Annotated in this window: 21 protein-coding genes; 7 read left to right on the top strand and 14 right to left on the bottom strand. The window is 49.6% G+C overall.

What is annotated here, in order from left to right:
• Positions 1-146: 146 nt before the first annotated feature.
• Genes ACFSW8_RS07305 through ACFSW8_RS07290 form a run of 4 tightly spaced genes read right to left on the bottom strand, consistent with a single transcriptional unit; the run spans position 147 to position 3,851 of the window.
• Entirely contained in the window at positions 147-1,220 is a 1,074-nt protein-coding gene (locus ACFSW8_RS07305; RefSeq protein WP_377090892.1) for an anti-sigma factor, read from the bottom strand.
• Positions 1,217-1,828, bottom strand: a complete 612-nt coding sequence (locus ACFSW8_RS07300; RefSeq protein WP_377090893.1) for a sigma-70 family RNA polymerase sigma factor — start codon at positions 1,826-1,828, stop codon at positions 1,217-1,219. Before ACFSW8_RS07300 ends, ACFSW8_RS07305 begins: the two co-directional genes overlap by 4 nt.
• A 59-nt stretch (positions 1,829-1,887) precedes the next feature.
• Positions 1,888-2,910: an ABC transporter permease gene (locus tag ACFSW8_RS07295; protein ID WP_377090894.1), complete on the bottom strand. Its 1,023-nt coding sequence runs from the start codon at positions 2,908-2,910 to the stop codon at positions 1,888-1,890.
• Positions 2,907-3,851, bottom strand: coding sequence for an ABC transporter ATP-binding protein (locus ACFSW8_RS07290; RefSeq protein WP_377090895.1), 945 nt, complete (start codon positions 3,849-3,851; stop codon positions 2,907-2,909). Before ACFSW8_RS07290 ends, ACFSW8_RS07295 begins: the two co-directional genes overlap by 4 nt.
• A gap of 136 nt (positions 3,852-3,987) precedes the next feature.
• Between ACFSW8_RS07290 and ACFSW8_RS07285 the strand changes: the two genes are divergently transcribed.
• On the top strand, positions 3,988-4,776 hold the full coding sequence (locus tag ACFSW8_RS07285; RefSeq protein ID WP_377177832.1) for a M48 family metallopeptidase: 789 nt from the start codon (positions 3,988-3,990) through the stop codon (positions 4,774-4,776).
• 32 nt (positions 4,777-4,808) lie between these two features.
• Positions 4,809-5,459: a peptide-methionine (S)-S-oxide reductase MsrA gene (msrA, locus tag ACFSW8_RS07280; RefSeq protein WP_377090897.1), complete on the top strand. Its 651-nt coding sequence runs from the start codon at positions 4,809-4,811 to the stop codon at positions 5,457-5,459.
• Positions 5,460-5,537: 78 nt separating this feature from the next.
• Here msrA and ACFSW8_RS07275 read toward each other — a convergent pair whose 3' ends face one another.
• The 3 genes from ACFSW8_RS07275 to ACFSW8_RS07265 form a co-directional block, all read right to left on the bottom strand.
• Positions 5,538-6,560 carry an aldose epimerase family protein gene (locus tag ACFSW8_RS07275; RefSeq protein ID WP_377090898.1) on the bottom strand — a complete coding sequence of 341 codons (1,023 nt, stop codon included), beginning with the start codon at positions 6,558-6,560 and terminating at the stop codon, positions 5,538-5,540.
• Positions 6,561-6,622: 62 nt separating this feature from the next.
• Positions 6,623-10,141: a PVC-type heme-binding CxxCH protein gene (locus tag ACFSW8_RS07270; RefSeq protein WP_377177830.1), complete on the bottom strand. Its 3,519-nt coding sequence runs from the start codon at positions 10,139-10,141 to the stop codon at positions 6,623-6,625.
• Between the two features lie 106 nt (positions 10,142-10,247).
• Positions 10,248-11,009, bottom strand: coding sequence for an AraC family transcriptional regulator (locus tag ACFSW8_RS07265; RefSeq protein ID WP_377090899.1), 762 nt, complete (start codon positions 11,007-11,009; stop codon positions 10,248-10,250).
• Between the two features lie 76 nt (positions 11,010-11,085).
• Between ACFSW8_RS07265 and ACFSW8_RS07260 the strand changes: the two genes are divergently transcribed.
• Together ACFSW8_RS07260 and ACFSW8_RS07255 are read left to right on the top strand one after the other, a co-directional pair.
• Positions 11,086-12,252: a Gfo/Idh/MocA family protein gene (locus ACFSW8_RS07260; RefSeq protein ID WP_377090900.1), complete on the top strand. Its 1,167-nt coding sequence runs from the start codon at positions 11,086-11,088 to the stop codon at positions 12,250-12,252.
• 91 nt (positions 12,253-12,343) lie between these two features.
• A complete protein-coding gene (locus tag ACFSW8_RS07255; protein ID WP_377090901.1) occupies positions 12,344-13,039 on the top strand; it encodes a PEP-CTERM sorting domain-containing protein in 696 nt (231 codons plus the stop codon).
• 131 nt (positions 13,040-13,170) lie between these two features.
• Here the strand turns inward: ACFSW8_RS07255 and ACFSW8_RS07250 are convergent, their stop codons facing one another.
• Positions 13,171-14,532 carry a dipeptidase gene (locus tag ACFSW8_RS07250; protein WP_377177828.1) on the bottom strand — a complete coding sequence of 454 codons (1,362 nt, stop codon included), beginning with the start codon at positions 14,530-14,532 and terminating at the stop codon, positions 13,171-13,173.
• An 86-nt stretch (positions 14,533-14,618) separates the two neighbouring features.
• On the bottom strand, positions 14,619-15,056 hold the full coding sequence (locus ACFSW8_RS07245) for a YlbF family regulator (RefSeq protein WP_377090903.1): 438 nt from the start codon (positions 15,054-15,056) through the stop codon (positions 14,619-14,621).
• Between the two features lie 242 nt (positions 15,057-15,298).
• Here ACFSW8_RS07245 and ACFSW8_RS07240 point away from each other — a divergent pair, with 242 nt between their 5' ends.
• Positions 15,299-16,000: a PEP-CTERM sorting domain-containing protein gene (locus tag ACFSW8_RS07240; RefSeq protein ID WP_377177826.1), complete on the top strand. Its 702-nt coding sequence runs from the start codon at positions 15,299-15,301 to the stop codon at positions 15,998-16,000.
• Positions 16,001-16,072: 72 nt separating this feature from the next.
• On the opposite strand, the gene ACFSW8_RS07235 is transcribed toward ACFSW8_RS07240, so the two are convergent.
• The 5 genes from ACFSW8_RS07235 to ACFSW8_RS07215 form a co-directional block, all read right to left on the bottom strand.
• Positions 16,073-17,584 (bottom strand): tetratricopeptide repeat-containing sulfotransferase family protein, encoded by a 1,512-nt coding sequence (locus tag ACFSW8_RS07235; protein WP_377090906.1) that lies wholly within the window; start codon positions 17,582-17,584, stop codon positions 16,073-16,075.
• 331 nt (positions 17,585-17,915) lie between these two features.
• Positions 17,916-18,704, bottom strand: a complete 789-nt coding sequence (locus tag ACFSW8_RS07230; protein ID WP_377090908.1) for a thiazole synthase — start codon at positions 18,702-18,704, stop codon at positions 17,916-17,918.
• A gap of 57 nt (positions 18,705-18,761) precedes the next feature.
• Positions 18,762-19,607 (bottom strand): SMP-30/gluconolactonase/LRE family protein, encoded by an 846-nt coding sequence (locus tag ACFSW8_RS07225; RefSeq protein WP_377090909.1) that lies wholly within the window; start codon positions 19,605-19,607, stop codon positions 18,762-18,764.
• 55 nt (positions 19,608-19,662) lie between these two features.
• Positions 19,663-20,646: a hypothetical protein gene (locus tag ACFSW8_RS07220; protein WP_377090910.1), complete on the bottom strand. Its 984-nt coding sequence runs from the start codon at positions 20,644-20,646 to the stop codon at positions 19,663-19,665.
• 120 nt (positions 20,647-20,766) lie between these two features.
• Complete coding sequence (locus tag ACFSW8_RS07215) at positions 20,767-22,056, bottom strand: purple acid phosphatase family protein (RefSeq protein ID WP_377090911.1); 1,290 nt, start codon at positions 22,054-22,056, stop codon at positions 20,767-20,769.
• Between the two features lie 177 nt (positions 22,057-22,233).
• Here ACFSW8_RS07215 and ACFSW8_RS07210 point away from each other — a divergent pair, with 177 nt between their 5' ends.
• A complete protein-coding gene (locus tag ACFSW8_RS07210; protein WP_377090912.1) occupies positions 22,234-23,493 on the top strand; it encodes a DEAD/DEAH box helicase in 1,260 nt (419 codons plus the stop codon).
• Positions 23,494-23,565: 72 nt separating this feature from the next.
• A complete protein-coding gene (gene ruvC, locus ACFSW8_RS07205; RefSeq protein ID WP_377177824.1) occupies positions 23,566-24,069 on the top strand; it encodes a crossover junction endodeoxyribonuclease RuvC in 504 nt (167 codons plus the stop codon).
• The last annotated feature ends 5 nt before the right edge of the window (positions 24,070-24,074 follow it).

The following is a 24,074-nucleotide window of genomic DNA, read 5'->3' as shown; positions in this document are numbered from 1 at the left end:
AGTGAATTGGGTGAATTGTGACCTAGCTTACTACAAGTCAGTTTCTCTTGCAGCGCTTTGCTTCAGTCACAGATTGTTTCATTCACCCAGCTATTTCTCTCACCTGAATTTTCTGACGCATATTTTTACTTTTTTTTCAAACCCCACTATTTCTTAACTTCAACACCTGTCTCCTGAAGGTCTTCAAGCACCTCAATCTTTAAATTATCGATAAACATCGGAACCTTAGATTTGTTATCTATAGATACCGCAAGCTGTAACCCACTGATATCCACCGCCGACTGCGTGGCGTCACGCCTAAAAATCGAGGGCTTCATCATCAAACTATCACTCGGTAAGGTCAAAATAGCCTCAAACCTCTCCCACGCATCACTCTCCACCTCCAGCTTCTGCACATCTGGCTCCACCTGAGACATCGATGGATACGCACTCACCACAACCCGCGATGATATCCATAGTTGCGCTGGCTTCCCTGCCTCCTCTAACATGGCCCACCCCGATACTTTCAACCTTAGACCCTTCCTCGCAACGAAAGCCTCACCATCATTATAGCTTAATCTCTGGGTCAAAAAGCCACCTTCCATAATCACTGCATACTGGCCGTCCTGTGCCTCCTTTTTTCCATCAGTCGCACGTCTGACATCACAGACCCGCACCGAGCTTGTTTGAAAATAATCCTGCCAATCAAGAACTGTATAGATGAATGGTGGGCTATTCTCGTTGATTTCGAGATCCTCGAATGAAGCATTCCGAAACACCAATTGAGGCTCAGAACTCACAGGCCCACGCTGTATCAAGAATACAATCACAGCTACGAGTACCACTAACGCAAGCCCTCCCCATAACATATACCCTAATACCTGCTTCGGCGTCTTCAAACCTGGCGGAAGCTCGAGCGCCGAACCAAACTTTGGATTCTCTACCCTCACCACGTTACTAACCGCTTTAGACACCGTTGCCAGCCCCTTCTTAGTCTCTACCACCAGATGCCTTTTCTGCATCAACTCCACGCGCACCGGTGACATCAATTCTTCCATTTCAGCGTGGAATCGCATCCGCTCAGCGCAATAGCGCATTGCCGCCTCATCACTCTCAAGAATCGACTCCAAGCGCCTGTTCTCCTCCTCACTCAAACGACCATCAATCAGCCGATCCACAAGCTCGCGCACCTCCACATTCACAGGCACTCCCTCTCCACTCTCTATCAATTCTTCACTCATGGCTGCTGTAACTTGGACTTTCTAGAAACGCAATCCTTCAGAGACGATCGTAACCTCTCCAATTGCTTATAAATAGCATCCACTGAACGCTCCATTTTCTCAGCTAGATTCCTCAGTGCTTTGCTCCCCTCACTTTCATAACGAGCCTCAAGGATCTCTCTGTTCTGTGGGCTCAACTGGTCCATACATTGCTGCAAACTATCTAGTCGCGCATCACGCTCTAACTCAGATGACTTATCAGCCAAACGCTCCACCAATGCTGGCGATAAATACACCTTCTTGGCTGGCTTATGCTTCTTGAGCCAACTCAGTGCCTTGTACTTGCCAGTAACAAAAGCATACTTTTGAAAGGCATCCAGGTCCCAACTCTCATCCCACTTATTCCATACCACCAAGCCCGTCTCTTGAATACAATCCTCAATCGCTGCGTCATTCCCGGCCAAAAATGCATATAAATACGCCTTCAGCGCCGGTCGCGTCCGCAAATAAAACTCAGTGTAACGCCGCACTTTATCTCCCTCGTCTAGAGCTTCGAGCCCGCGTTCATCTAGATACCTACCAAGACTGGTAGGTACCACTTCTGACTCATTCTGCAGCTCTCTCTCCATGGACTGATTGCTCACTACCGCATGACCTCTTCAAGTCTTTCATCCAGCACTTAGCGACATCAATAATCTTTTCTGACAAAAATCCAGCAGCCAATCATCAATACAACGAACTCAAATGCCAAAGAGCTCAACATAATATAACTCGTGCTATTCCTCTCCCTAGCTCTCCTTTCTGCACGCTGAGACTTCTTCTGGATGTCATTTTTCTCAATCGATTCAAGTAAATCAATCTGCTCTAACACTGAGCCGCTATCTCGAAATACCACCAACCGATCAGCGGACAAGGTGACATCACGAACCTTAGGCAGAGGGAGACTAGCTTTCCTTATGAGATCGTAATACCCTGCAGCCTGATCATCGACTGCACGATCCTCGTCATAGCCACTCATCGTTCCTGTCTTCCAATCAATATCCATCTTTTCCTCCACTACCGCATAGGTATTCAAATACATCGTCTGCTCAGTCACTTGCACCAACCACACCATCGCCCAAAATAATACCCCGCATAAGAGCGCTACCAAACTAGAACGCGTAATGACCCCCACTAACACTTGCACACAGTGAATCAAACTAAACGCGAAGGTAATCACACCAACGACCCAAAACAAACTCCAGTTCAAGTAACCTAAGCGCAAATACACCGCTATAAATGCCAGCAAAGCAAATAACCCCGTCTGCAATACCACAAAAAGTAAACACCCAATATACTTTACTATAAATAACTTCACCCGTGATACAGGCTTCGATAATGACACCTCAATCGCACCATTCTTTGTAAATTCAGGAAAAACAGAAACCGTCGTGATCAAAGCTAGCAATAAGGCTCCACTACCTAACCAATAACGATTGATGAAGTTCGTAAAGATGATGATGTAAAACCACTCACCTTCTTGAGTCTCACTCGTAAACAAAGTGTTCTCAAAAATATAAGCGCCAAACAAAAATGAGACCCCTTCTGGTACCAATGAAATCGATAAGTAGATGACCCCAATCAAGGCAGAGATAATCACACTTACCCAAAACAACTTTCGTGCTAAAACCATGCGCAACGAATCCATCAACAATGTCACTGTCTGAATCACGCCCCTGCTCCTTTCTCTAGATTACTTGCGTCCACACTATCCAAAAATAAACTCTCCAGTGACTGCCCCTCTTTCCCCAACGACTCAATAACCACATCGTGCTCCCTCAATAAATCAATCACTGGCTGCACCCGCTCAAGCTCCGCAGTCTCCAAATGAATGCTGTGCTTGTGCATGCTAAACTCCAGATGCCTCCTAATCGCCGAACGAAGCTCAGCCCCAAGATGCCCCCGAATCCCAATCACCACCTTCTCGCCTCTCCCTGTCAACTCACTCAATGAACCATGACGTACCACCTCACCGTGGTTCAATATCGCCACACTATCACACACCATCTCTAACTCACCTAACAAATGGCTATTGATAAACACTGTCCGCCCTTGCGATCGTAATAATTTCAGCACCTCTCGCATTTCGGCCCGCCCTTTAGGATCCACTCCGTCAGTAGGTTCATCCAAAAATACAATCTCAGGATCATTCACTAAAGCCTGCGCCAAACCTATCCGTTGCTTCATCCCCTTCGAATACGTCCTCAGCTTCCTATTCGCCCAAGCACTCATCCCAACAAACTCTAATAGCTCTTCCTCCCTCTTCTTGCAAAACTTCGGACAAATCCCTGATAAGCCAGCTGCATAACGAATTACTTGGCGCCCACTAAGATATTCAGGAAATTGGACGTGCTCCGGTAAATAACCCACTTTCTGCAAGGTTTTCTTGTGCCCAATTGGCTGCCCCAGCATCACCCCACTGCACCGACTCGGACGAATAATCGTCAGTAACACCTTCAGCAAGGTACTCTTGCCAGCACCATTCGGTCCTAACAAACCAAATATCTCTCCCGCTCCCACCTGCAAATCTACCCCCTTGAGTGCTTCTACTTTCCCCGGGTACTTCTTACAAACTCCCTTTACATCTATTACTGGCGGCCTCTGAGTCACCATCCCACACTAAAAAAATATCTAGCAGTTAGCCAACAGAAAAGACGCTCACTAGCCAAATTACCCAAATCCAACATTCATCGATTAGCTCTTGAATGGAATTTACATCACTGCCATTTCACGGTATAATTCCTCTCTTATGAAACGTTTTTACACTCCGATACTGGGTGCTCTAACACTCAGCTTCTACGCCTGTATGGCGCCACCAGCTGTCGATCAGTCTGGAAATGTTCGGGTGACTCAAACCAGTGCCAGCCTCCAGGCACGAGGAGCTGAAGAATTTGCCCTCATCAAAAAGAAGAAGAAAGTCTCCACCAATGCCACGTATAACGCCCAGCTAAGGCGCGTGGCTGCACGCCTCAAGCCAGTGATTAACCTCCCTAATGCACGCTGGGAATTTGTTGTCTTTGACGATCCCACCCCCAATGCCTTCGCCCTTCCAGGTGGGAAAGTTGGCGTCCACACCGGCATGTTCAAAATCACCCAGACCGATGCTGGACTCGCTACTGTCGTCGGCCATGAAATCGCTCACGTTACCTCAAACCATGTCGGAAAACAACAAATGCAACGCCTAGGACTCGTCCTAGGTGCCATCGCTCTCGACCAAGTCGCTCGCCATAACGGAGCCAGTGGCGGTGAACGCGCCGCGATCGCTGGAGCTTACGGTACTGCCGCTACCGTCGGGGTTGCCCTCCCTCACTCACGTAGCCACGAACTCGAAGCCGACAGAGTCGGTACCATCTACATGGCAAAAGCCGGCTATGACCCACGCGAAGCCGTAAAAATGTGGAAACGCTTTTCCGCCTACAATGCTAAACAAGGCCGAAATACCCCAGAATTCCTCCGCACCCACCCACTCGATAGCACGCGTATCCGCGCCCTAGAAAACTTCATGCCTGTCGCAATGCGGGAATATAATCGCCGCTAGCCACCTCCTACCCCTTATAAGGAGCACCCACCATGAAAATAAAACCATTCCTCTACCTCGCCGCAGTAGCTGCCATCGCTTTCACTTACTTCAGTAACCAAACACTTATGTCCGCAGACAAATCACCCGCAAAAATGCCTACCGTCCCAGAAGGCCACCAGCAAATTAGCCTAGGAGCCGGATGCTTCTGGTGTGTTGAAGCCATCTACAACCGTCTAGACGGTATCAAATCAGCCGTCTCAGGCTACACCGGTGGTTCACTCAAAAACCCAACCTACAAAGACATCTGCACTGGTGCTACCGGTCATGCTGAAGTTGTACACCTCGTTTACGATCCAAACAAAATCTCTACAGAAACCATCCTTGAGTGGTTCTGGAAAGCTCACGACCCAACCACTCTCAACCGCCAAGGCAATGACGTCGGCACCCAGTACAGATCCGCAATCTACTACTACACTGAAGAACAAAAAAATGCTGCTAAAGCCTCCATGCAAGCAGCCCAAAAGGACTTTAAATCACCCATCGTAACCGAAATCACCAAAGCAACCACCTTTTACCCAGCTGAGGTCTATCACCAAGATTACTATAAAATTAATGGGAAAAAGAATGGCTATTGCCGCATGATCATTGCCCCAAAAATGAAAAAGCTCGGGCTCGAAAATGCTAAAAAAGTTGCCGAGTAATTTCGTCCTACGCTCAGCCTCTCAATCCCCCCACAAAAACACATGCGCAAGACTCCTCGTCCTGCGCATGTTTGCTATTCACATGGTTGAAAAACGATACCTGATGTGATGCTCATACTTCTCACCAGGCTCAAGGATTGCCGACGGAAAATGCGCGTGATTGACAGCATCGGGGTAATGCTGCGTCTCCAAACATAAACCTGTTCTGTGCTCAATAGCTCCCCCTTTACCGAGCTCTGATCCATCCAGAAAATTTCCCGAATAGAGCTGAACCCCTGGCATGTTCGTCATTACTTCCATAACTCTCCCACTTCCCACATCTCTAACAGTGATACTGTGTTCTAACGTACCGCTCACACAATCTGAGAATACCAGACAATGATCGTACCCACCAGCTCTCACAATTTGCTCAGCACCTGACTCTAATCCATCCCCAAGTGCTCTCCACTTCGTAAAGTCAAATACAGTCCCCTCAGATGGGGCAATGGCTCCAGTCGGTAAAACCTCCTCATTAAGCTCTAAATAGGCCAATGCTGACCCACTCTGAACTTCATGTCGCTCAATTGATTCCTTGGGATTCCCCGTCAGATTCCAATACGCATGCTGAGCTAAATTGACTGGTGTCCTTGCATCCGCCTCAGCCTCATAACACACTGAGAGTTGATTCTCTCCATCTAAAGAATAACGAGCACGCATTACTAATTCCCCAGGATAACCATCATCTCCATCTGCTGATACATAAACAAAGGTAATAGAATCCTTACTCTGACTCTCTACCTCCCATAACACCTTGTGAATCCCACCAAGCCCTCCATGCAAATGATTCGCCCCATCATTCACAGACAACTTTACCAACTTTCCTGAATCTCTGTATTCCCCCCTAGCTATCCTATTAGCAAAACGTCCCACAGTGCTGCCCATGTACGACTGATTCTCTGCTAGTTGAGCCATACTCTCCGGCCCAACAACCACATCCCCAAGACGCCCATCTCTGTCGGTACACTCAAGCTTTATTAAACTCGCACCTAAATTACTCACCTCCACACGTATCTGAGAATTTTCACTCTCTAACACATACCTCATTGCTTGCATCGTATTCATAAGTCTATGGGGGAGGCACTAAACCTCCCCTTCTCATTCTGGTTATATTGTGAGTAGCCTACTTATTCCTCACCTACATCTAACAGATACTCTGCAACCAATTCCAGATCTTTCTCGGTCATGTGAGGGAAACCTGGCATGTTAGGATACTTGTCGCGCTTCTTACCGGGGTTTTTCACCCATTTGATAATGTCTGCTTTGTTATCATAGACTGCAGCAATTTCCTCAAGTGAGGGACCGGGTTGGTCTTTGCCCGGTGCGTGACATGCCGCACAGACCATAAACACACCTTTTGCAGCCTTTTTCCTCTCGGCAATCACAGCCTTCTGATCGATCTCCTGCAGGCCAAACTTCGTGTTTAGATCCTTGATGGCCTTAGCCGATCCAGGGCTTTCCCCTTGAGCTTTGAGAGCGAGTTCCTGCCAACGAGCTGGAGCATTGGCCTTTTCCTCAAACATCAATGCATGAGACATAGCCTCTACAGCATCACTGAGCATCGCACTCCCCTGCAAAGACAAAGCTGCTGCCACTGTCTTGTTAGCATCCTTTTTCATTGCATGCCAATAGATAGAACGCCTTAGGGTTGGAAGTGGTGTCTTCTGGGCTAAAGCTAGTGAGGCATCAAGGTTCTCATCCGCATAGCTACTGTAGGCATACCAGATCATCTTCGGAATAAAACGATCTTCCACATCCTCCGCTCTCATCGCCAATACCTCTAAGATTTGCTTCGCGTATGGCTCGGCAATCCTCTTCTGGCACGCACCAGCAAGATAGAGTCTAACGGTTGCATCCGTACTCGCCTTGGCAAGCTCTACCAACTGGCTTCCGAATCCTTTGCTCTTCTCAACATCCTGCTCGGTAAGGAAAACCAATGCTTGCTTCACTATCACGGGATCCGAGTCCTGCAATAATGCTTGGTAGAGAGCATCATTGAGACCTCCAGCAGCATGTAATGAAACAAGATAACGTAAGCGGTTCTGACTGGTCTTGTCCTGCACCCCCTTAATCAGTGGCCCATAAATAGCACTCAGGTCCTGTCCCGCCGCCCGACGCTGCGCAAATTCATGCTGCGCCATGTGGGAGAACCACTCGTTCTTATGATCTAAACACTTCAATAAACCTTTCGCGCTCGTTTTGGTAAGGTCAATTTTACGTGCCTGATAGCCATCCTTCCAAACCATCTTATAAACCCGCCCATTTGTGCGATTCCAAATGTCGTGTCGGTTGTTATGACACTGTTGTTTATCTGCCCAGTCCGAAAAGTAGACCGCCCCATCAGGTCCGTACTTTAAATGCACTGCCAAATATTCTGGATCAGCTGAGTAAAGCTGGTCGTTTCCTTGACTCGATGACAAATACGCTGAATCCCATTTCTTGAGCAACTCGCGGTTCATCTGACTACCATGAAGGTTGTTAGTAAATAAGTTCCCACGGTAGGACTCAGGCCAGTTATCACCGAGGTAAACCATCGAACCCACATGCGAGTGCCCACCAAAAATACTGCGCGTTCCAGCCTTACCTGCACCACCCTCACCGTGCCCATAGGCAGCCACTGAAGTCATGTAGTTGTCCGCAGGAAGCTTCCTTGCCCTGTACCCAGGTTGATCCGTCGCAATGAAACCTTCGTGATTCCTGTTAGCTTGTGACCAATAGTGTCCATCTCGGAAAACCTGAGTCACAGGCCCCAAGCCCCACGCCGAACGACAGTGCGTCATAAACATCTCCCCATCAGCACTGTAGGTCAGCCCCCATTGGTTAGATCCCCCGTTGGCATAGATTTCAAATACATCTTTCACCGGGTGGTAACGCCAAACTGCAGCTTCCATATACAGTCTGTCCTTCTTAGGTGTGTTTGGCTTCCCAACCCTAGATTTGTTAAAAACCCCGTGACAGCCGTATAACCAACCGTCATTGCCCCACATAAAGGAATTGGGGGTCTCGTGCGTGTCCGCGGTATCAAAACCATCTAAGAGCACCACAGGCTCACTATCTGGAACATCATCACCATCCTTATCAGGAATAAATAAAAACTCCGGTGCACAGGCCACAAATACCCCACCATACCCAACTTCAAACCCACTCACTAAGTTCAAGTTGTCAGCAAACACAGTCCGCTTGTCAAACTTCCCGTCGCCATTGCTATCCTCAAAAATTAAGAGCGTATCCTTCCCTTCCCCATCCTTTGCCCGACGTGGATAGGCAAATGCCTCCGCCACCCACAGTCTTCCTTTTGCATCAAAAGTGAAACCAATCGGCTGCTTGACCTGAGGTTCCGAAAGCGCCGTGCTGACTTCAAAACCTTCCGGAATGAGCATGTCTCTGACAGTCTCGTTCTTATCGGACTGGTTGGGGTTCGCCCCCAGAGCCCACAACAATGGCCCTTTTCCTCCCCCCTTCGGCTTCGTCTCATGAAACCTAAAGTCATCGTAGTTGATATGCCCCCATCCACCTTTCGCCTCGTCCACGATACGAACATAGATTTCTTTGCCTTTGAACTTGGACAAGTTCACTGACTGCACACTCATAGGCTCTAAATTACTCCCTTTGAATGCTTTGATCACCTTGTCGCCAGCTTTCTCGACTATTTCTACCCGCGTGCCATTTCCTGCACCGCCGCCCACTCGCACAGATGCCCACGGGTGGGTCACACGAAAACTCTTTGAACGCATCACCCCAGTTGGAGCATCACTCTTTCGTACCTCGTAGCCCCCATACCAAAAAGCACCGTCAGCATTACTCTTCGTACCACGCATGCGCTGCGCAAGCGCCCCTGATTTCACTGGCTGTCCTTCAAAAGCATCGCCCTCAAATGTCCATCCATCCAGATTTCCCATCTCAAAACCAATATTCGGCGCATCCTTAGGAACAATGCCCAACGATGCCTTTGTCGCCTTCTTCCCTGTCTGCTTGCTCTCAAATTTTGTCAGCTCAACATCCTTGAACTGAATCTTTGCTGGACCCACACCGCTGTGAATCTGAAATGCCAAGAGCCCAGACAAATCATACTGCCCTTCCTGGTAATCCTCTAAAGTCGTGAAATGACGCCCGTTGATAGAGATCTCAATCCGATGCCCTTTCGCTACGATGCGATAACTATTCCAATCATCTTTCTTCGCAAACTTCTCTAATGTCCTTGGGTCTTCAATAAAAGGAAGCTGGTGGCGCTTACCATCTACACCAATTTTAGTTAGAGTACCACGCTCCGTAATCAATGCACGGCCATGCTCATCATAGATCCGTCCCAGCCAGGTCTTCCCATCATCCAAATCACATTGATACCCCACAGCACTCCCATTCTTCTTCTCACTGCGAATCTGAATCCCAGAATTCGCTGTCGGGCCACCACTAATCCGATACTGTAAATTGAGCTCAAAATCCCCCAGTTGCTCATCAAAAAAGATAAACTCATTCCTCCCCAAACGCTCCCCAGCCCTAATCTCTGCAGTGATCGCCTTATCCTCTACACGCCATATCTCTTTGTTGCCAGACCACCCCTTAAGGCTCGCCCCATCAAAGATCCTCTCCTGCGCCTCTGCCGCCAATGGCAACACCAGTATTAATCCTAGTCCAATTGTTCTCATAGATACTTCTAATTAAACATAGCACCACGCTCACATCTTGGATTGGAGAGACAATTTTTATGATATATCGGACACCATCACTCCCGTTTTCAGGCCCACGTAAATTTTATTGAGAACTTTCACGGTTTTGCTTTCTAAATTGTAATGGCGTCACACCAATATGCTTTCGAAAATGCATCGTAAAAGAACTCTGGTCGTAAAATCCCAAATTCATCGCTAAGGTTGCTAGGTCCATGTCACTTTTTCGCAATTCTTCACAAGCTGCCTGAATCCGCGTCTTCATGATGAATTGCTGTGGGGTTGTCCCAAATGCATCCTGGAAATGCCTGCCAAATTGCCGCGTCGAAAAGCCCGACATCTCCGCTAGCTCCTGAATCGTCACCTTACTTCTGAAATTCTCGCGAATAAATTCAATCGCTGGTGCCACTCTAGAAAACGGCTGCATCCTCTCTTGAGATCCCCCATGACTCCACGTCACCCCCATCACCCCAATGGCCTCACCATCCTTATCTAGAATTGGTAGCTTGTTGGTAAAGTACCAATCTGGAAGTCCCTGCCTGTTAAAGAACAACTCAATGATATTTAACTTCGGCGTACTCGTCCCAATCACCTCCAAGTCGTCTTTGCGAAAATTCTCAACCAAACTTGGCGGAAATAAATCATAGTCAGTCTTGCCGATCAACTCACTCTCATCACGAAACCCAAATCGTACCAAGAAGTTCTGGTTAGCCTTCATCAATGCCCCATCCAAGTTCTTAGCAAAAAATGAAACACCAGGAAGATGCTCTAACAATGGTGTAAAACCCTGAGTTACATCAATCCGTGCTAACCAAGCATCCCTATCAAATTCACTAACATCATTCACCATGTCTCATTTATCATAATTTTTGTCCTACTCGCACAAGATCATTTTTCAACTTCCCACTATAGTCACATTTAAATCTATGAGTGATAAAAAGATAAATGTAGCGATTGTTGGCCTAGGATTCGGTTCTGAATTTATCCCGATTTACCAACGTCACCCAAATGCAAATTTAGTAGCTATCTGCCAAAGAAATGAAGATTCACTAAATGAAATCGGTGACAAATTTGGCATCGAAAAACGCTACACCAGCTACGAAGAACTCCTGCTCGCCCCCGAAGTCGACGCCGTTCACATCAACACTCCCATCCCTCTACACGGCCAACAGTCAATCCAAGCCCTCAAAGCCGGTAAGCATGTCGCATGTACCGTCCCCATGGCCACAAGCGTCGAAGAATGCGAAGAAATCTGCAGACTCTGTAAGGAAACTGGCCTCCAGTACATGATGATGGAAACCGTCGTCTACAGCCGTGAGTTCCTCTTCATGAAAGAACTCTACGATAAAGGCGAACTCGGTGATGTCCAATTCCTTAAAGGCAGCCACCAACAAGACATGGACGGCTGGCCCAGCTACTGGCCAGGGCTTCCCCCAATGCACTACGCCACCCACTGCGTTGGCCCAGTACTCGGCCTCACACGCGACCGTGCCGAATACGTCTCCTGCTTCGGTTCTGGCCAAATCCGCCCAGAGCTCGAAGCGGAATATGGCTCTCCCTTCGCTGTTGAAACTGCCCATATCAAATTCAAGGACTCCAAGCTCAGTGGCCAAGTCTACCGCTCCCTCTTTGATACCGCACGCCAGTACCGCGAAAGCTTCGAAGTCTACGGCTCAAAAAAATCTGTCGAATGGCCACTCATCGAACATGAACCACTTGTCGTTCACACCGCTAAAAAGCCTGAGCCTGAAATTCCTGAGACTGTCACATGCCCAGACTATGCCCACTACCTCCCTGATGAAATTGCCCCCTTCACCACAGGTGGCGTCTTCGGCGGTGACACAGGCGAAGAACACCTTTCCTTCACTCAAGGCGCTGGACACGGTGGCTCACACCCACACCTCGTCCATGCATTCGTCTCAGCTCTCCTAGAAAATCGCCCATGCTTCCCAGATGCCGCAGAATCTGCCAACTGGACATGCGTCGGAATCTTGTCTCACGAGTCAGCACTCGAAGGTGGCGCCATCAAACACCTCCCTTCATTCACCCTCGAAAAACCATCCTCTAACATGTGCAGCGCACCTGCATCTTAAGAGTTCACCGCTACCACACTTGAGAACTATTTCCCCGTCAAACAAGGACTAAGGACGGGGCAACCCCAACTAAATAAAAAACAGTACAACTATGAAAAAAACGACTAAACTCGTCCTCTCAGCCGTGCTAGCTGCATCTGCTTCAATGGGCTCAACTCAAGCAGCAATCTTTGCTGGGGACCTAATTGGAATCGACTTCGGCACTTCAGCTCCAGATGCTGGTGACAATTTCAACGTCATCGGATCTTTTGACTCCGATATCGCACTGAACCGCTACTCTGACAATGCCGCCACCGGAGTTACCATCCAAGTGAGCGGCCCAGGTGCCGCTGGTGGCTATAACAATTCTGACCCCTCTGCTGGATCTGCAGGTGAAATCTCACCCTTTCAAGATGCCCACATGGAGGATTGGTTGGGCATTTTCGGTGGCGGCGTAGGCACGCGCGTCACGCTTCTTACTTTCAAAAACCTGGACGACACACTCCGCTACGACCTCACTGCTGTCATTGGCCAGTTCTCTGGCAACACAAGCTTCGACGGCCAAGTCATTTCCGTCTCCGGTCAAGATAGTGATTCCTTTGGTACGGTAAGCACCGCTGGAGAACCCGTATACACCAGCCTCTCCGGCTTAAAATCCACCGATAAGACACTCGTCGTCGTACTTAGCAATGCCTCTACAGCCAACCATGCCTTGTCAGCTCTCACCCTGACCGCAGTCCCAGAGCCAAGTACCTCCGCTCTCATCGGCCTTGGTGGACTTGCCCTCATCATGCGACGCCGCAAGTAAAACGCCTCTTTTCATCGTTGTGTGTATTCGATACATGCAAAAGCCAACTAGCGAGTGCTAGTTGGCTTTTTCTTTGATACTTCCCGTAAAGACCAACAAGTAGGACTATACTATCTCACACAGGTCTCTACTTATTCCACACTAGCGAGTTCACCTAGCAAAATACGGTTCATCGCTATTCCAGCCTCGAAGTTCTCTACCCAGAAATTCTCGTTAGGGGCATGAATTTGACAATCAGGTAATGCGAGCCCAAGTAAAAGCGTATCCGCTCCTAGAATATCCTGCATGTCCTTGATAATCGGAATGCTTCCTCCTTCTCTAATAAGCACAGGCTGTTTCCCAAATGCCTTCTCTAAAGCAACCTGAGCAGCCTTGCCATAAGCACTGTGGGGATCCGTATAGTAGGGTTTACCGTCATGGCCCGCCTCCACGCTCACTCGAACACCTGCGGGTGCGTGCTTTTCCAAATGAGCCTGAACCTTCCGACTGATGTCGATGGGGTCCTGATTCGGCACCAATCTGAATGAAAACTTCGCCATCGCTTCTGCGGGAAGTACCGTTTTCGACCCTTCACCTTGGTAGCCACCACCTATGCCATTAACTTCAGCTGTCGGCCGTGCCCACAAACGCTCAGCCGAACTGTATCCAGGTTCACCAAAGACCTCTGGTGCACCTGTCTGGGCGAGAAGGTCCGCGTCACTCACCCCAGGAACTTGTGCCCACATCTCACGCTCCCACCCCTCTAATGGCTTCACGTCATCGTAAAACCCTTCAATCGCAATCTTACCATCCGCATCATGTAAACTCGCAACCAGTCGCGCCACTGCCGTTGCCGGGTTCGCCACAGCTCCCCCATAGACTCCTGAATGAAGATCCCCAGCCGGTCCCTTCACCGTAACCTCACAGCATGTGATACCTCGCAGGCCATATCCCATCGTCGGAACCCCACGCGCCACCATCCCAGTGTCCGAAACTGCGATAATATCGCAAGCTAACACTTCTTTGTGCGCCTCAATAAATGGCACAAGGTTTGGACTACCTATCTCCTCTTCACCCTCAAAGAGAAAAATCAAATTCACAGGTAATTCACCCTCTTCTTTCAGCGTCTGCTCCACACCTAATACATGTGCTAACATCTGCCCTTTATTATCTGTAGCACCGCGTGCCCAAATCCGACCATCCTTCAATACTGGCTCAAATGGCGGAGTGTCCCATAATTCCAAAGGATCTACTGGCTGCACATCATAGTGACCATAAATCAAAACGGTCTTTCGGTCATCATGGTGCGCATTGCGTGCGACCACCACAGGATGCCCCGCAGTCTCATGTAGCTCCGCATCCAACCCCATGGACGATAATTTTCCTAACAACCACTCCCCACAAGCACGCACGTCCTTACCGTGCTCAGATGCCGTAGAAATGCTGGGAAAACGAAGGAATTCAAATAAGTCATCAAGCTCAGATTGCATGACGCCATTCATGCGAATCCCCATCTCCGAAGCAAGCGCGAAGATCGAAAATAAAAAACCAACGTCGCTGCCGCCACGTTGGTTGTAAAAATTTTGCTCTGTGCTCAGAATTAGCAGCCGCAGCCACCACCTCCGCCGCCACCACAACAACCACCACCTTGGCCAGCTGCCGCAGCAAAATCCTCTTCCGTAGGTACGCGACCAAGCTCAAGGGTCAGGCCGACGTACTTACCAATCGCCTGCTGAACCATCTGAAGCTCACGCTGCGCGTCCATAAAGTCAGTCACCACAGAATTCTGAAGAAGCTGCTCACGAGCTTGCTCAAATTCATTAATCTCAGAATCGCTGAGCTCAACACCTGAACGTTGCTTGTTGTTAAGCGCCTCACCACTCTCGTGCACAGATTGGTACTGGAGGCGTGCTTCGTCATTGCTGAGGAATGCCTCAACACTGTTGTGAAGGTTCTTGAATTCTTCCTGAGAAACCAATGTCTCACAAAGTGACTTCGTAGTCGCCATCAGGGCGGAATCGTCTGCAATTAAGCTCATGCTGGTTCGATAAACCCACATCACCTCCTTGGCAATAGTGAGTTTCCTAATTTTTTACAATCCTTCCAAACGCATTCTCCCCCACCCATCGCCCTCACTACCTCAAACCCTCACATGCTTCATACATTCCGGAGCGACTTCTTCCCTACATCTTATTCACCCTCCTTAAATTTCTCGTTGACCCACATTTTCTTTCTACCTATAACATAGAAGCCCACCTTCCCATCACCCTCGATAGAAAAATGAAATACAATAAAAACAGGATCAAAACTGCTGTTTTGACAGCATCTATGATTGGAGGAACCTCTGCTGTTTCAAAAGCCTCAACACTAGCCATTAACTTCCTAGGCGGTAGGTATAGTGCCGCTAAACTTGCTGATGTTTCAGGCACAGCTTTTGGCATTGATGCCGGTGACTGGACCAACACGTCTGACACTCCCAATGGCTCAACCACTCTTGATGGCGTCTCCTTTACTTGGACAGCTTCTACCGAATGGTCTCAAGCCAACACCTTCTCAGGCACTGCCGGAGCTGAAGAAATCTACCATGGCTACCTCGACGATGGAGGATCGGGTGCTACCGTCAGCATCAGCGGCCTCTCAGCGTGGCTCGGCTCAAATACCAGCTATACCATCACTTTCATTGGTAGTGGTGACTCCACCACCACGGATATCCGAGACAACGTCCCCTTGTTTGTCTCAGATGGAGGTGCCAGCCTCGGTAGTTTTAGTATCAACCAAGTTATCACAAGTGGCGGCAGACACTCGGGCTTCGGCGAAATCTCAGGACTCACCAGTGACACCCTCTTTATCGATGGCCTCCCCCGAAGTGGTAGCGCCAGGGGGGGCATTGCCGGCATCGCCATCGTTGCTGTTCCCGAACCTTCCAGCACACTCTTAGTCGGGCTCGGTGCGCTCACCCTCGTGATCAGGCGCAAGCGCTAACACCACATACACACTGCAAGTTCCCATACAGCAGCACATTGACGCAATGTGCTGCTTTTTTTTATCTCATCCTCAGTCAGCTGAGTAGCCCAAGCTTTCAAGAACTTGCCTCCCTGAACCACCATCAATGCTAAATGTCTCCCCAGCCTCCCGCCAACGACCACAAGCTGACTGGTAGGTCGCCACATGAATGTCCTCAAATGATGGAGATAGATTCAGCTCCACTTCTCGTTCCTGCTCGCCCCCCCCCGGGGCTTCCCAAGCCAACTCCTCTAGGATGCGCCTTAACTCAGCTCCCTCATGAGCTACAAAATCTTCATAGCGCACAAGCACGCGCGCCGTACCCTTCAGCTGCTCCTCAACCTTGGTCCACATTCCCATCGTATGCGTCACGGCAGCTAATGCACCCTCTGGACTCAAACACGACCACCCCAAATGCGTCGCTCCAAATCTCTGAAAATAACAACTCATTGCCACATCTCTCGGATCTCTTAACACAGTCATCCACGCAACGCCTGGCAATAAACGATGTACACTCGCCAGTGACCCCGTGAGACCTGGATTCTTATCTATCCACACCCTATTCTCCCCTTCTCTATAACCCCGTAATTGTGCGCAATATGCATCATTGAACTCCAGCGCCTCATCACCACTAGCTCCAGCTAACAAGCTAGCCATGCTCTTTCCCCCATCATCCAAGCTTCGTCCTTCCATCCAACGCTGTCCCATCGCTTCAAACAATGTTGGCTCATCCACCCAAGCCGCTCCACTTAACTGAGACAACCTCTGTGTAATGAGCGAGGTCCCGCTCCGTGGGTGCCCGAATACCATAACGTTGTCAGCACCTTCAACTGGCCTGCGATCCTCAAACCAACCATCGGGTAGAGCATGCATAAGCTCACTGTCAAACTTACGTCGCTCAGTCACCGTCCGTGAGACATGCTTAAAGGCAATATCCTTCGCCTCCCATCCCTTACACTTCCCTAGTACACCCATTGCTTCATCTAACCGCCCCACCTTTGCATACAAACGTGCCAGACGGTATCCAGACTCTATCAATAGATTCCCACCATTCCCTGCCCCCCAAACTCTCTCGTACAATCGTATCGCCTCATCTACGTTCCCTAGAGATTTTGCCACTATAGCGGCACAAAACCAACGCTGCTCACGCCCAATATCACTCCTTTGCACCCGTTCATTCCATGCCCTTATCCTCTCAGCATCAAAAACACGTTCTAACAATAGCATACCCTCCAGCTCCCCGTCGCCAGCCCCCACACGATGCCTATGCACCCACTCATAACAATCAAGAGCCCTATCAGTCTCCCCCACCAAGATCCACAACTCAGCCAATGCCACTTGAAAGTCAGTATCTTCAATCCCAGCACCAGCAAGCCGAGTAATGGAATCTCGACCACTCGCTATATAGCCTGCCTCTATCTGGCCCCTTGCTAGCTCAAGCAATATCGCAGCGTCATCAGGGTCTAACCGAGCCGCCTGTTCAAAGCACTCTAACGCTTTTTGGTACAACTGCGCCTCTCTCGCCTGAATCCCCTGAACGATCCATTGCTCACATCCTTGCATGGAAAGACGCTATAGAAATCCCAACTAACAATCAAGGTTTGCTCATCCCTCTCACCTCCTGATGGAGCATTCCTGCTAGTGTGGTGCCAGTTAAGTAATGGAAATAATTGAGAAAGGTAATTTTTCTGATCCATAAGTCTAGAGGCAGCCCTGAATAGACATTCCGGACTACCGAAGAACAAAGTTGATCAAAATAACCCGAGCCTAATAAAAGAAGAATCTGTCAGGAGCCATTTCCTCAACCTACTATCGAACAATGATCTTGAGAACTTAGCTGACACCACACCGCATATCTCGGCCCTATAGCGTCACGAGAGCTCTCAGCCTAGCCCTAAGCACCTTCTAAAAAGCCAGTGAGCGGCGAAGTTGCTGATGCACCATCAATCACTTCTGGCATGCCCATCTCATAAGCTGCTCGACCAGCTTCCACCGCAACCTTGAAGGCAGCCCCCATGCGCACCGGATCAGATGCAATCGCAATCGCCGTATTCACTAACACGGCATCAGCCCCTAGCTCCATAGCCTCAGCAGCATGTGAGGGAGCACCCAAGCCCGCATCCACAACCACAGGTACAGTCGCCTGCTCCACGATTATTCTAATCTGATCGCGTGTCACCACACCTTTGTTAGAACCAATAGGTGCTCCTAATGGCATCACAGCTGCCGTGCCTACTTCCTGTAAACGCTTAGCCAAGACGGGGTCTGCATTAATGTAGGGTAGAACCGTGAAACCTTCCTTCACCAGAATCTCCGCAGCCTTCAGTGTCTCAATCGGGTCAGGTAAAAGATATCTTGGGTCCGGGTGAATCTCTAACTTGACCCACTTGGGTAAGCCCGCCGCTGCAGCTAAACGTGCGAGTCGCACGGCCTCCTCCGCATCCATCGCGCCACTGGTATTCGGCAGCAACAGATACTTCTCTGAGTCGATAAACTCGAGAATGTTTGCGTAGGGGTCATTGCCACCACTCAAATCAGCACGACGCAATGCCACTGTCACAATCTCTGATCCCGAAGCGGCTAACGCATCACGCATCAATGGGTTCGAGGCAAATTTGCCCGTACCGGTCATCAAACGTGACTCAAAACTGCGATCGGCAATGACTAATGGCTGGTTCTTCATAGCGGCGGAAAACTAAGCAGCATCGCCAGATGCCGCAATCATCAATTGTGACTAAATTTACCCCTGATAGGCATAAGCAGGTACCCCACACACACCAAGTCCAGTCACGCGAAATAATCTACCAGCGTGTTCTTCCTTTTCGGTCTTGTGCACACCAGTCGTGATATACAGCTCATCTAGCGCCTCTCCACCAAACGCACAGGCTGTCGTCTCCAAACATGGAACCTCTACCCTGCGAATCTCCTCACCACTCGTGGGATTAAAACACGCCACACAGGCACCGTGACAAAATGCCACCCAAAGGTTGCCATCAGAATCAATCGTCATGCCATCAGGTGATGCATCAATGTGGCCAGTATCAACAACGCTGCGCATGTTCGTCATATGCCCATCCGCATAATCAAAGGCCAAAATCTCACGACGCGGCGTGTCGATGTAGTACATCACTGCCCCATCCACCGACCATGCTAAACCGTTAGAATTGGTCACAGGCCCAAAAGCCTCAGCCAAAGAACCATCCTTGTCTAACTTATACAAGCGGGCATCCCCAGTCTTCTTGACTAAAGAAATCGTCCCAGCAAAAAAATGGCCATCAGGAGAGCACTTCCCATCATTGAAACGGTTGTCACTCTTATCTGGTTCAGGATCTGAAATTACCTGCTTCTCCCCAGCCTCACTTAAAAATGCCACGCCATTGTCACCAGCAATCACCATCCCACCAGTCTCCCTCGGCACAACCGTTCCCACACGCTCACCCACGCACCATTCCTTCTCCTCACCGCTCAAGGGGTCGAAACTCAGCACCTTGTGCGCTTCAATATCGACATAAAGTAACTTACCTTCCCACCAAATCGGACCTTCTCCCCAAATCGCACGATAATTACCAACCGGTTCTACTGTCATGCCCATAGCCATAATAGCTCACCACCGCCTTGTCCAGCGAGCTTTCAGACACCCATTACTTATGCAAGATCGTCGCCTTCGACAACACTCTCCGAGTCTGTGAACTAATCTCTAGCAAACTCAAGGTGAGCCGGCCGTTCTGACTCTTTAAGGGCAATAACATCAATACCAACAAAGGCACTAACCAATGGCTACAACGTACAAACATCTCAGCAACCCACGGGTCCATCCCGTAGAACTTCTCAGCGGGTTCATAATGCGCCAGCACCCTCGCAATGCTCGTCACGCCTCCCCAAAAAACCATATAGACCAAACTCGGCTTGCGTAACCACGGAACCAACACCCCAATGGCGACTATAAAGTCTAATACCCCCATCAGGTACAGCCACCCTTTCGCCGCGGACTCCCCCACTCCTAAAATCTCCATCGTCATATTCTGAAACAACCAAGGCACCGGATGGTGGCCCACAGCATACAAGCCATGCCCGATGAAACACATACTCGCTAAACAACAAGCAACCCACCCCCACGCAACTAATTGCCTAGGAAATACTAACACCCACAAAAATAACAAAGGCAGCCCGACTTGAAGCGCATACTCGATCAACATGCCCTCCTGGTAATGCACATCAAAAAAGTTACTGTAACTATCCAATGCCACTATCGCCCACAATGGAATCAGGGCCCACTTGAAAATGGCAAAATAGGGAATACGCATTAATAAGGTCAGAAATGCCCCTACCATCAGAGCTATCCCCAAAAACTCAATCCCCCCGGTGATATAAGGGTCAGATTCTAGCGCAAAATCTTCCCAGCTCACATCGCTCACCTTCGCCAACAAGGGAGCCACCGCCTCCTCATTCCAAATCAAACCTCGAATGTGACTGTCCCAACGGTACATCAACCATCCCCGAGCCGCGAAAGTCACAGCCACTGCCAGCTGCAACAAGCTCAACCATAACCAAGCCACCTTGCTGTACAGGCTCCCCTCATGTGGACTCAGCTGCCCACGGATACAATGCTCTAAAAATGCATTCAAAATTTTGTACGAATTGTGATTTCTACCGATAAAAAATCCCCCAGACTCATTGCCGAGCTGGGGGACCTAAAGTTCAGTATGTTTATATAGAGCTTTCCGCCACCGCTTGGCAAGCGCACACTATTTTTTCTTCGCTCTAATCGTCAGCACTTCGCCACCCTTCGCCTGCCACAAACTCAATCCCTTAGGGGTTTTGAAGGAATTTCGTTGCTCCACAGCCTCAACCTTCAGTGCACCAGTTTTTTCCAATTTGACGGTCTTGATTTGCATAGATTCAGCATTCACCGAAACCCAATCAAAGCCATTAAATGCCGCACAATCCAGCGTCCAAGATTTTGCATCATCTGCCTTTCTTAAGGGTGCCCCCCAACAACCTTCACCAGTGTACACAGTCGCCTTCGGATCATTTGGTGCTGCGACAAATCCCTCCGCACCATCTGAAGCTGGCCTCAATGGCTGCGTGCGCTTAATACAGTGAGAGTCAGACTCAAATGCCAAGTCGACTCCATGCTTATAAAAAATTGGCGCCCACTTGTACGGGTTCGTTCCCTCCTTCTTCTTCGAGACGTGTGGCCGCATCGGCTTGTGATATCCCGCTGCGGTATAAGTCACCGAACCTGCATGCTTCCCTAAGTCCTGGTCCAGCCACGCACTCTGTGCCCCCTCTGCAGGAATTTCAGAATTCAACGCGTAGTACCGCAAAAGATTCTTCCCAACTGTAAAAGCATAATAAACGTCCGCGGGTGTATCAAACTCCTTGCTGATCGCATCCTTCTTGTTCTCATGGTTCCCTCGGTGCGCCACAATGGGTATGATCGTCCCGTCCTCAGAGATCGTCAGCTGCCAATCCTCAAACCATTTGTCCCATTGGTCATGCGTCGGTGATCCAATCATATCTCCTGAAAACGACACAAATAAAGGCTTCAGCTTCGCCACAATTTTGTTGAGCTCCTGACGTGTCTTGCGGTTGCTCCGTGAATCCCCACCATTGATAAATGTAATTGCCTTGTTCGTCGCTGGAGCCGTGTGAAACTTTAACCTCCGACTCACACCAGAAGCATCCTTAATCACGTAAAAATAGGCAGTATCCGGCTCCAGCCCTGTGAGCTTCACAAAACAATTCACCCCCTTACCAATCGGTACCGTCCGATGCACCTGCTGGCTCTTCTCATACAAATGATGCTTTCGCTTCTGGTCCACCTTACCGTAATGCACAACCCCAGGCTTCCCACTCTCCTGCACCCAACCAATCGTCGCCTCACTGCTCGGATTCTCAATCCACATCAAGCGATGCTTAATTGCTTCTGAATCATTCTCAGAAATAATCCCTACGCCCTCTTCAGCCACCAAACTGGCCTGAAATGCCAAACTCCCCCCAAGGACGAGCATCAAACTTTTTACTTTCATCATCGTTTCGCTGTGTATTGTCTAATTAACTCCGTCTCAGTCAACGTAGTCAAACTGGTCACTTACTTACACCTCTATTATCTCCCTCATTTCACAAAATAGGACAGATTTTTCACAGAAAGTGATCAGAAATCCGCATTTGTTCTTTCACATTAGGACAATCCAGCCTAATCCCCCTCTATGTCTTTCAAAGATCTCGGACTCTCAGAGCCTATCGTTCAAGCCGTTAGCGAAGCCGGCTACGAAAACCCCACCCCGATCCAGGCTCAAGCCATCCCGCTCGTGCTCGAGGGCCGCGATGTGGTTGGCGCATCACAGACCGGTACTGGAAAGACCGCCGCCTTCGCCCTCCCCTCACTCTCTAAAATCACCGCTCTAGGTAAACCACAAATCCTCGTCCTCGAACCAACCCGCGAACTCGCTCACCAAGTCGCAGAACAATTCGAAACCTACGGTAAACATACCGGCTGCAAAGTTGCTCTCCTCTTCGGTGGTGTCGGCTACGGCGCTCAAACCGATCAACTTAAAAATGCCGATGTCGTCGTCGCCACTCCCGGCCGCCTCGTCGACCACTTCTACCGTGGTACGATGCGCTTCGCGAATGTCAAAATCCTCATCCTTGATGAAGTCGACCGCATGCTCGATATGGGCTTCCTCCCCATCGTTCGTAAAATCGTCAACCTCTGCCCGTGGAAAGCGGAACTCAATAAACCACGCGAAGAACGCGAAGAAAAATTTAAGTGGCTCGACCTCCCCGACCGCCAGACCCTCTTCTTCTCCGCCACTATGCCCCCTGCGATTCAGGGCTTCGCTGATTTCTGCCTCGATAACCCAGCCCAAATCGAAATTGCTCGCCGCGAAGTTGCTTCCACCATCCAGCACGCCTTCTATCCCGTCTCCATGGACCAGCGTGATGACCTCCTCGTTGAACTCATCAATCGCACCGACACACAGTCCGTCATGGTCTTCACCCGTACCCGTAAAGAAGCCGATTCCGTCTGCCTCCTACTCAACGATAAGACCGACGCTAAAGTCATCGCCATGCACTCCGATATCGGCCAAAAAGACCGCATGAAGGCCCTCGCCGGCTTCAAAGACGGCACCTACGACATCATGGTTGCCACCGACGTTGCCGCACGTGGTATCGATATCTCCTCAGTCTCACACGTCATCAACTACCGCGTCCCCGAAAACTCAGAAGATTACGTCCACCGCATCGGACGTACTGGCCGCGCCGAATCAGAAGGTGATGCCTTCACTATCCTTACCGCCGATGAACTCGACTTCGCAGACGCCGTAGAAAACTTTATCGGTAAAAAAATCGAACGCAAGAAGCTCGAAAACTTCGACTACAAATACACCGCTCTTCTTGACGAAAAGCCGGCTAAGCCAGTGCGTAAAAAGCGTCCACCTGCACCGCGTCGACGCGGTCGTCGATAGACTCCAGAGATTCTTACTTCACACTCTCACCTTCTCACTGCTAGATTGGCCGCGCTCAATCTAGCATTTTTTATGAAAGTCCTCGCCATCGACCCCGCTGTCCGTAATACCGGCTACGCCATCATTGAAGGCGACCAACATAAACAATGCGCCATCGATTACGGTGTCATCAGTATCCCTGCCAAAATCCCCCAATCAGGCGCGCTCTCTGCCGTCAGAACTGGCCTACATAATCTCATTACCCAGTACCAACCCGATGTCGTAGCCGTTGAAGGCATCATCTATGTCCAGTCCGTCCGTACCGCCATCAGCATGGGCGCCGCCAGAGCCGCAGCTCTCATCGCCGCAGCAGACTCAGGCCTCGAAGTCTTCGAATACGCCCCTAAAAAAATCAAAAAAGCTGTCGTGGGAAATGGCAATGCCGATAAAGCTCAAGTAGCTTTCATGGTAAGAGCCTTGTTAGGATTAAGCGAAACTCCTCCGCACGATGCTGCCGACGCCATCGCTATCGCCATCGCCCACCTCTCATCCTCAGACCCTATCAAAGCTTCAGTCCTTGACCAAAAGCGCGTCTGACCCCC

The organism is Rubritalea tangerina (assembly GCF_042683245.1).
Lineage (GTDB): Bacteria > Verrucomicrobiota > Verrucomicrobiia > Verrucomicrobiales > Akkermansiaceae > Rubritalea > Rubritalea tangerina.
Note: the sequence above shows the minus strand (reverse complement) of the source record. Positions and strands in the feature narration are given on the sequence as shown.

Bases quoted from the DNA above. Each gene is read 5' to 3' on its own strand.
- ACFSW8_RS07305 (WP_377090892.1), bottom strand. From the start codon at position 1,220: ATGAGTGAAGAATTGATAGAGAGTGGAGAGGGAGTGCCTGTGAATGTG.
- ACFSW8_RS07300 (WP_377090893.1), bottom strand. From the start codon at position 1,828: ATGGAGAGAGAGCTGCAGAATGAGTCAGAAGTGGTACCTACCAGTCTT.
- ACFSW8_RS07290 (WP_377090895.1), bottom strand. From the start codon at position 3,851: ATGGTGACTCAGAGGCCGCCAGTAATAGATGTAAAGGGAGTTTGTAAG.
- ACFSW8_RS07285 (WP_377177832.1), top strand. From the start codon at position 3,988: ATGAAACGTTTTTACACTCCGATACTGGGTGCTCTAACACTCAGCTTC.
- msrA (WP_377090897.1), top strand. From the start codon at position 4,809: ATGAAAATAAAACCATTCCTCTACCTCGCCGCAGTAGCTGCCATCGCT.
- ACFSW8_RS07275 (WP_377090898.1), bottom strand. From the start codon at position 6,560: ATGAATACGATGCAAGCAATGAGGTATGTGTTAGAGAGTGAAAATTCT.
- ACFSW8_RS07270 (WP_377177830.1), bottom strand. From the start codon at position 10,141: ATGAGAACAATTGGACTAGGATTAATACTGGTGTTGCCATTGGCGGCA.
- ACFSW8_RS07265 (WP_377090899.1), bottom strand. From the start codon at position 11,009: ATGGTGAATGATGTTAGTGAATTTGATAGGGATGCTTGGTTAGCACGG.
- ACFSW8_RS07260 (WP_377090900.1), top strand. From the start codon at position 11,086: ATGAGTGATAAAAAGATAAATGTAGCGATTGTTGGCCTAGGATTCGGT.
- ACFSW8_RS07255 (WP_377090901.1), top strand. From the start codon at position 12,344: ATGAAAAAAACGACTAAACTCGTCCTCTCAGCCGTGCTAGCTGCATCT.
- ACFSW8_RS07250 (WP_377177828.1), bottom strand. From the start codon at position 14,532: ATGGGGATTCGCATGAATGGCGTCATGCAATCTGAGCTTGATGACTTA.
- ACFSW8_RS07245 (WP_377090903.1), bottom strand. From the start codon at position 15,056: ATGAGCTTAATTGCAGACGATTCCGCCCTGATGGCGACTACGAAGTCA.
- ACFSW8_RS07240 (WP_377177826.1), top strand. From the start codon at position 15,299: ATGAAATACAATAAAAACAGGATCAAAACTGCTGTTTTGACAGCATCT.
- ACFSW8_RS07235 (WP_377090906.1), bottom strand. From the start codon at position 17,584: ATGCAAGGATGTGAGCAATGGATCGTTCAGGGGATTCAGGCGAGAGAG.
- ACFSW8_RS07230 (WP_377090908.1), bottom strand. From the start codon at position 18,704: ATGAAGAACCAGCCATTAGTCATTGCCGATCGCAGTTTTGAGTCACGT.
- ACFSW8_RS07225 (WP_377090909.1), bottom strand. From the start codon at position 19,607: ATGACAGTAGAACCGGTTGGTAATTATCGTGCGATTTGGGGAGAAGGT.
- ACFSW8_RS07215 (WP_377090911.1), bottom strand. From the start codon at position 22,056: ATGATGAAAGTAAAAAGTTTGATGCTCGTCCTTGGGGGGAGTTTGGCA.
- ACFSW8_RS07210 (WP_377090912.1), top strand. From the start codon at position 22,234: ATGTCTTTCAAAGATCTCGGACTCTCAGAGCCTATCGTTCAAGCCGTT.
- ruvC (WP_377177824.1), top strand. From the start codon at position 23,566: ATGAAAGTCCTCGCCATCGACCCCGCTGTCCGTAATACCGGCTACGCC.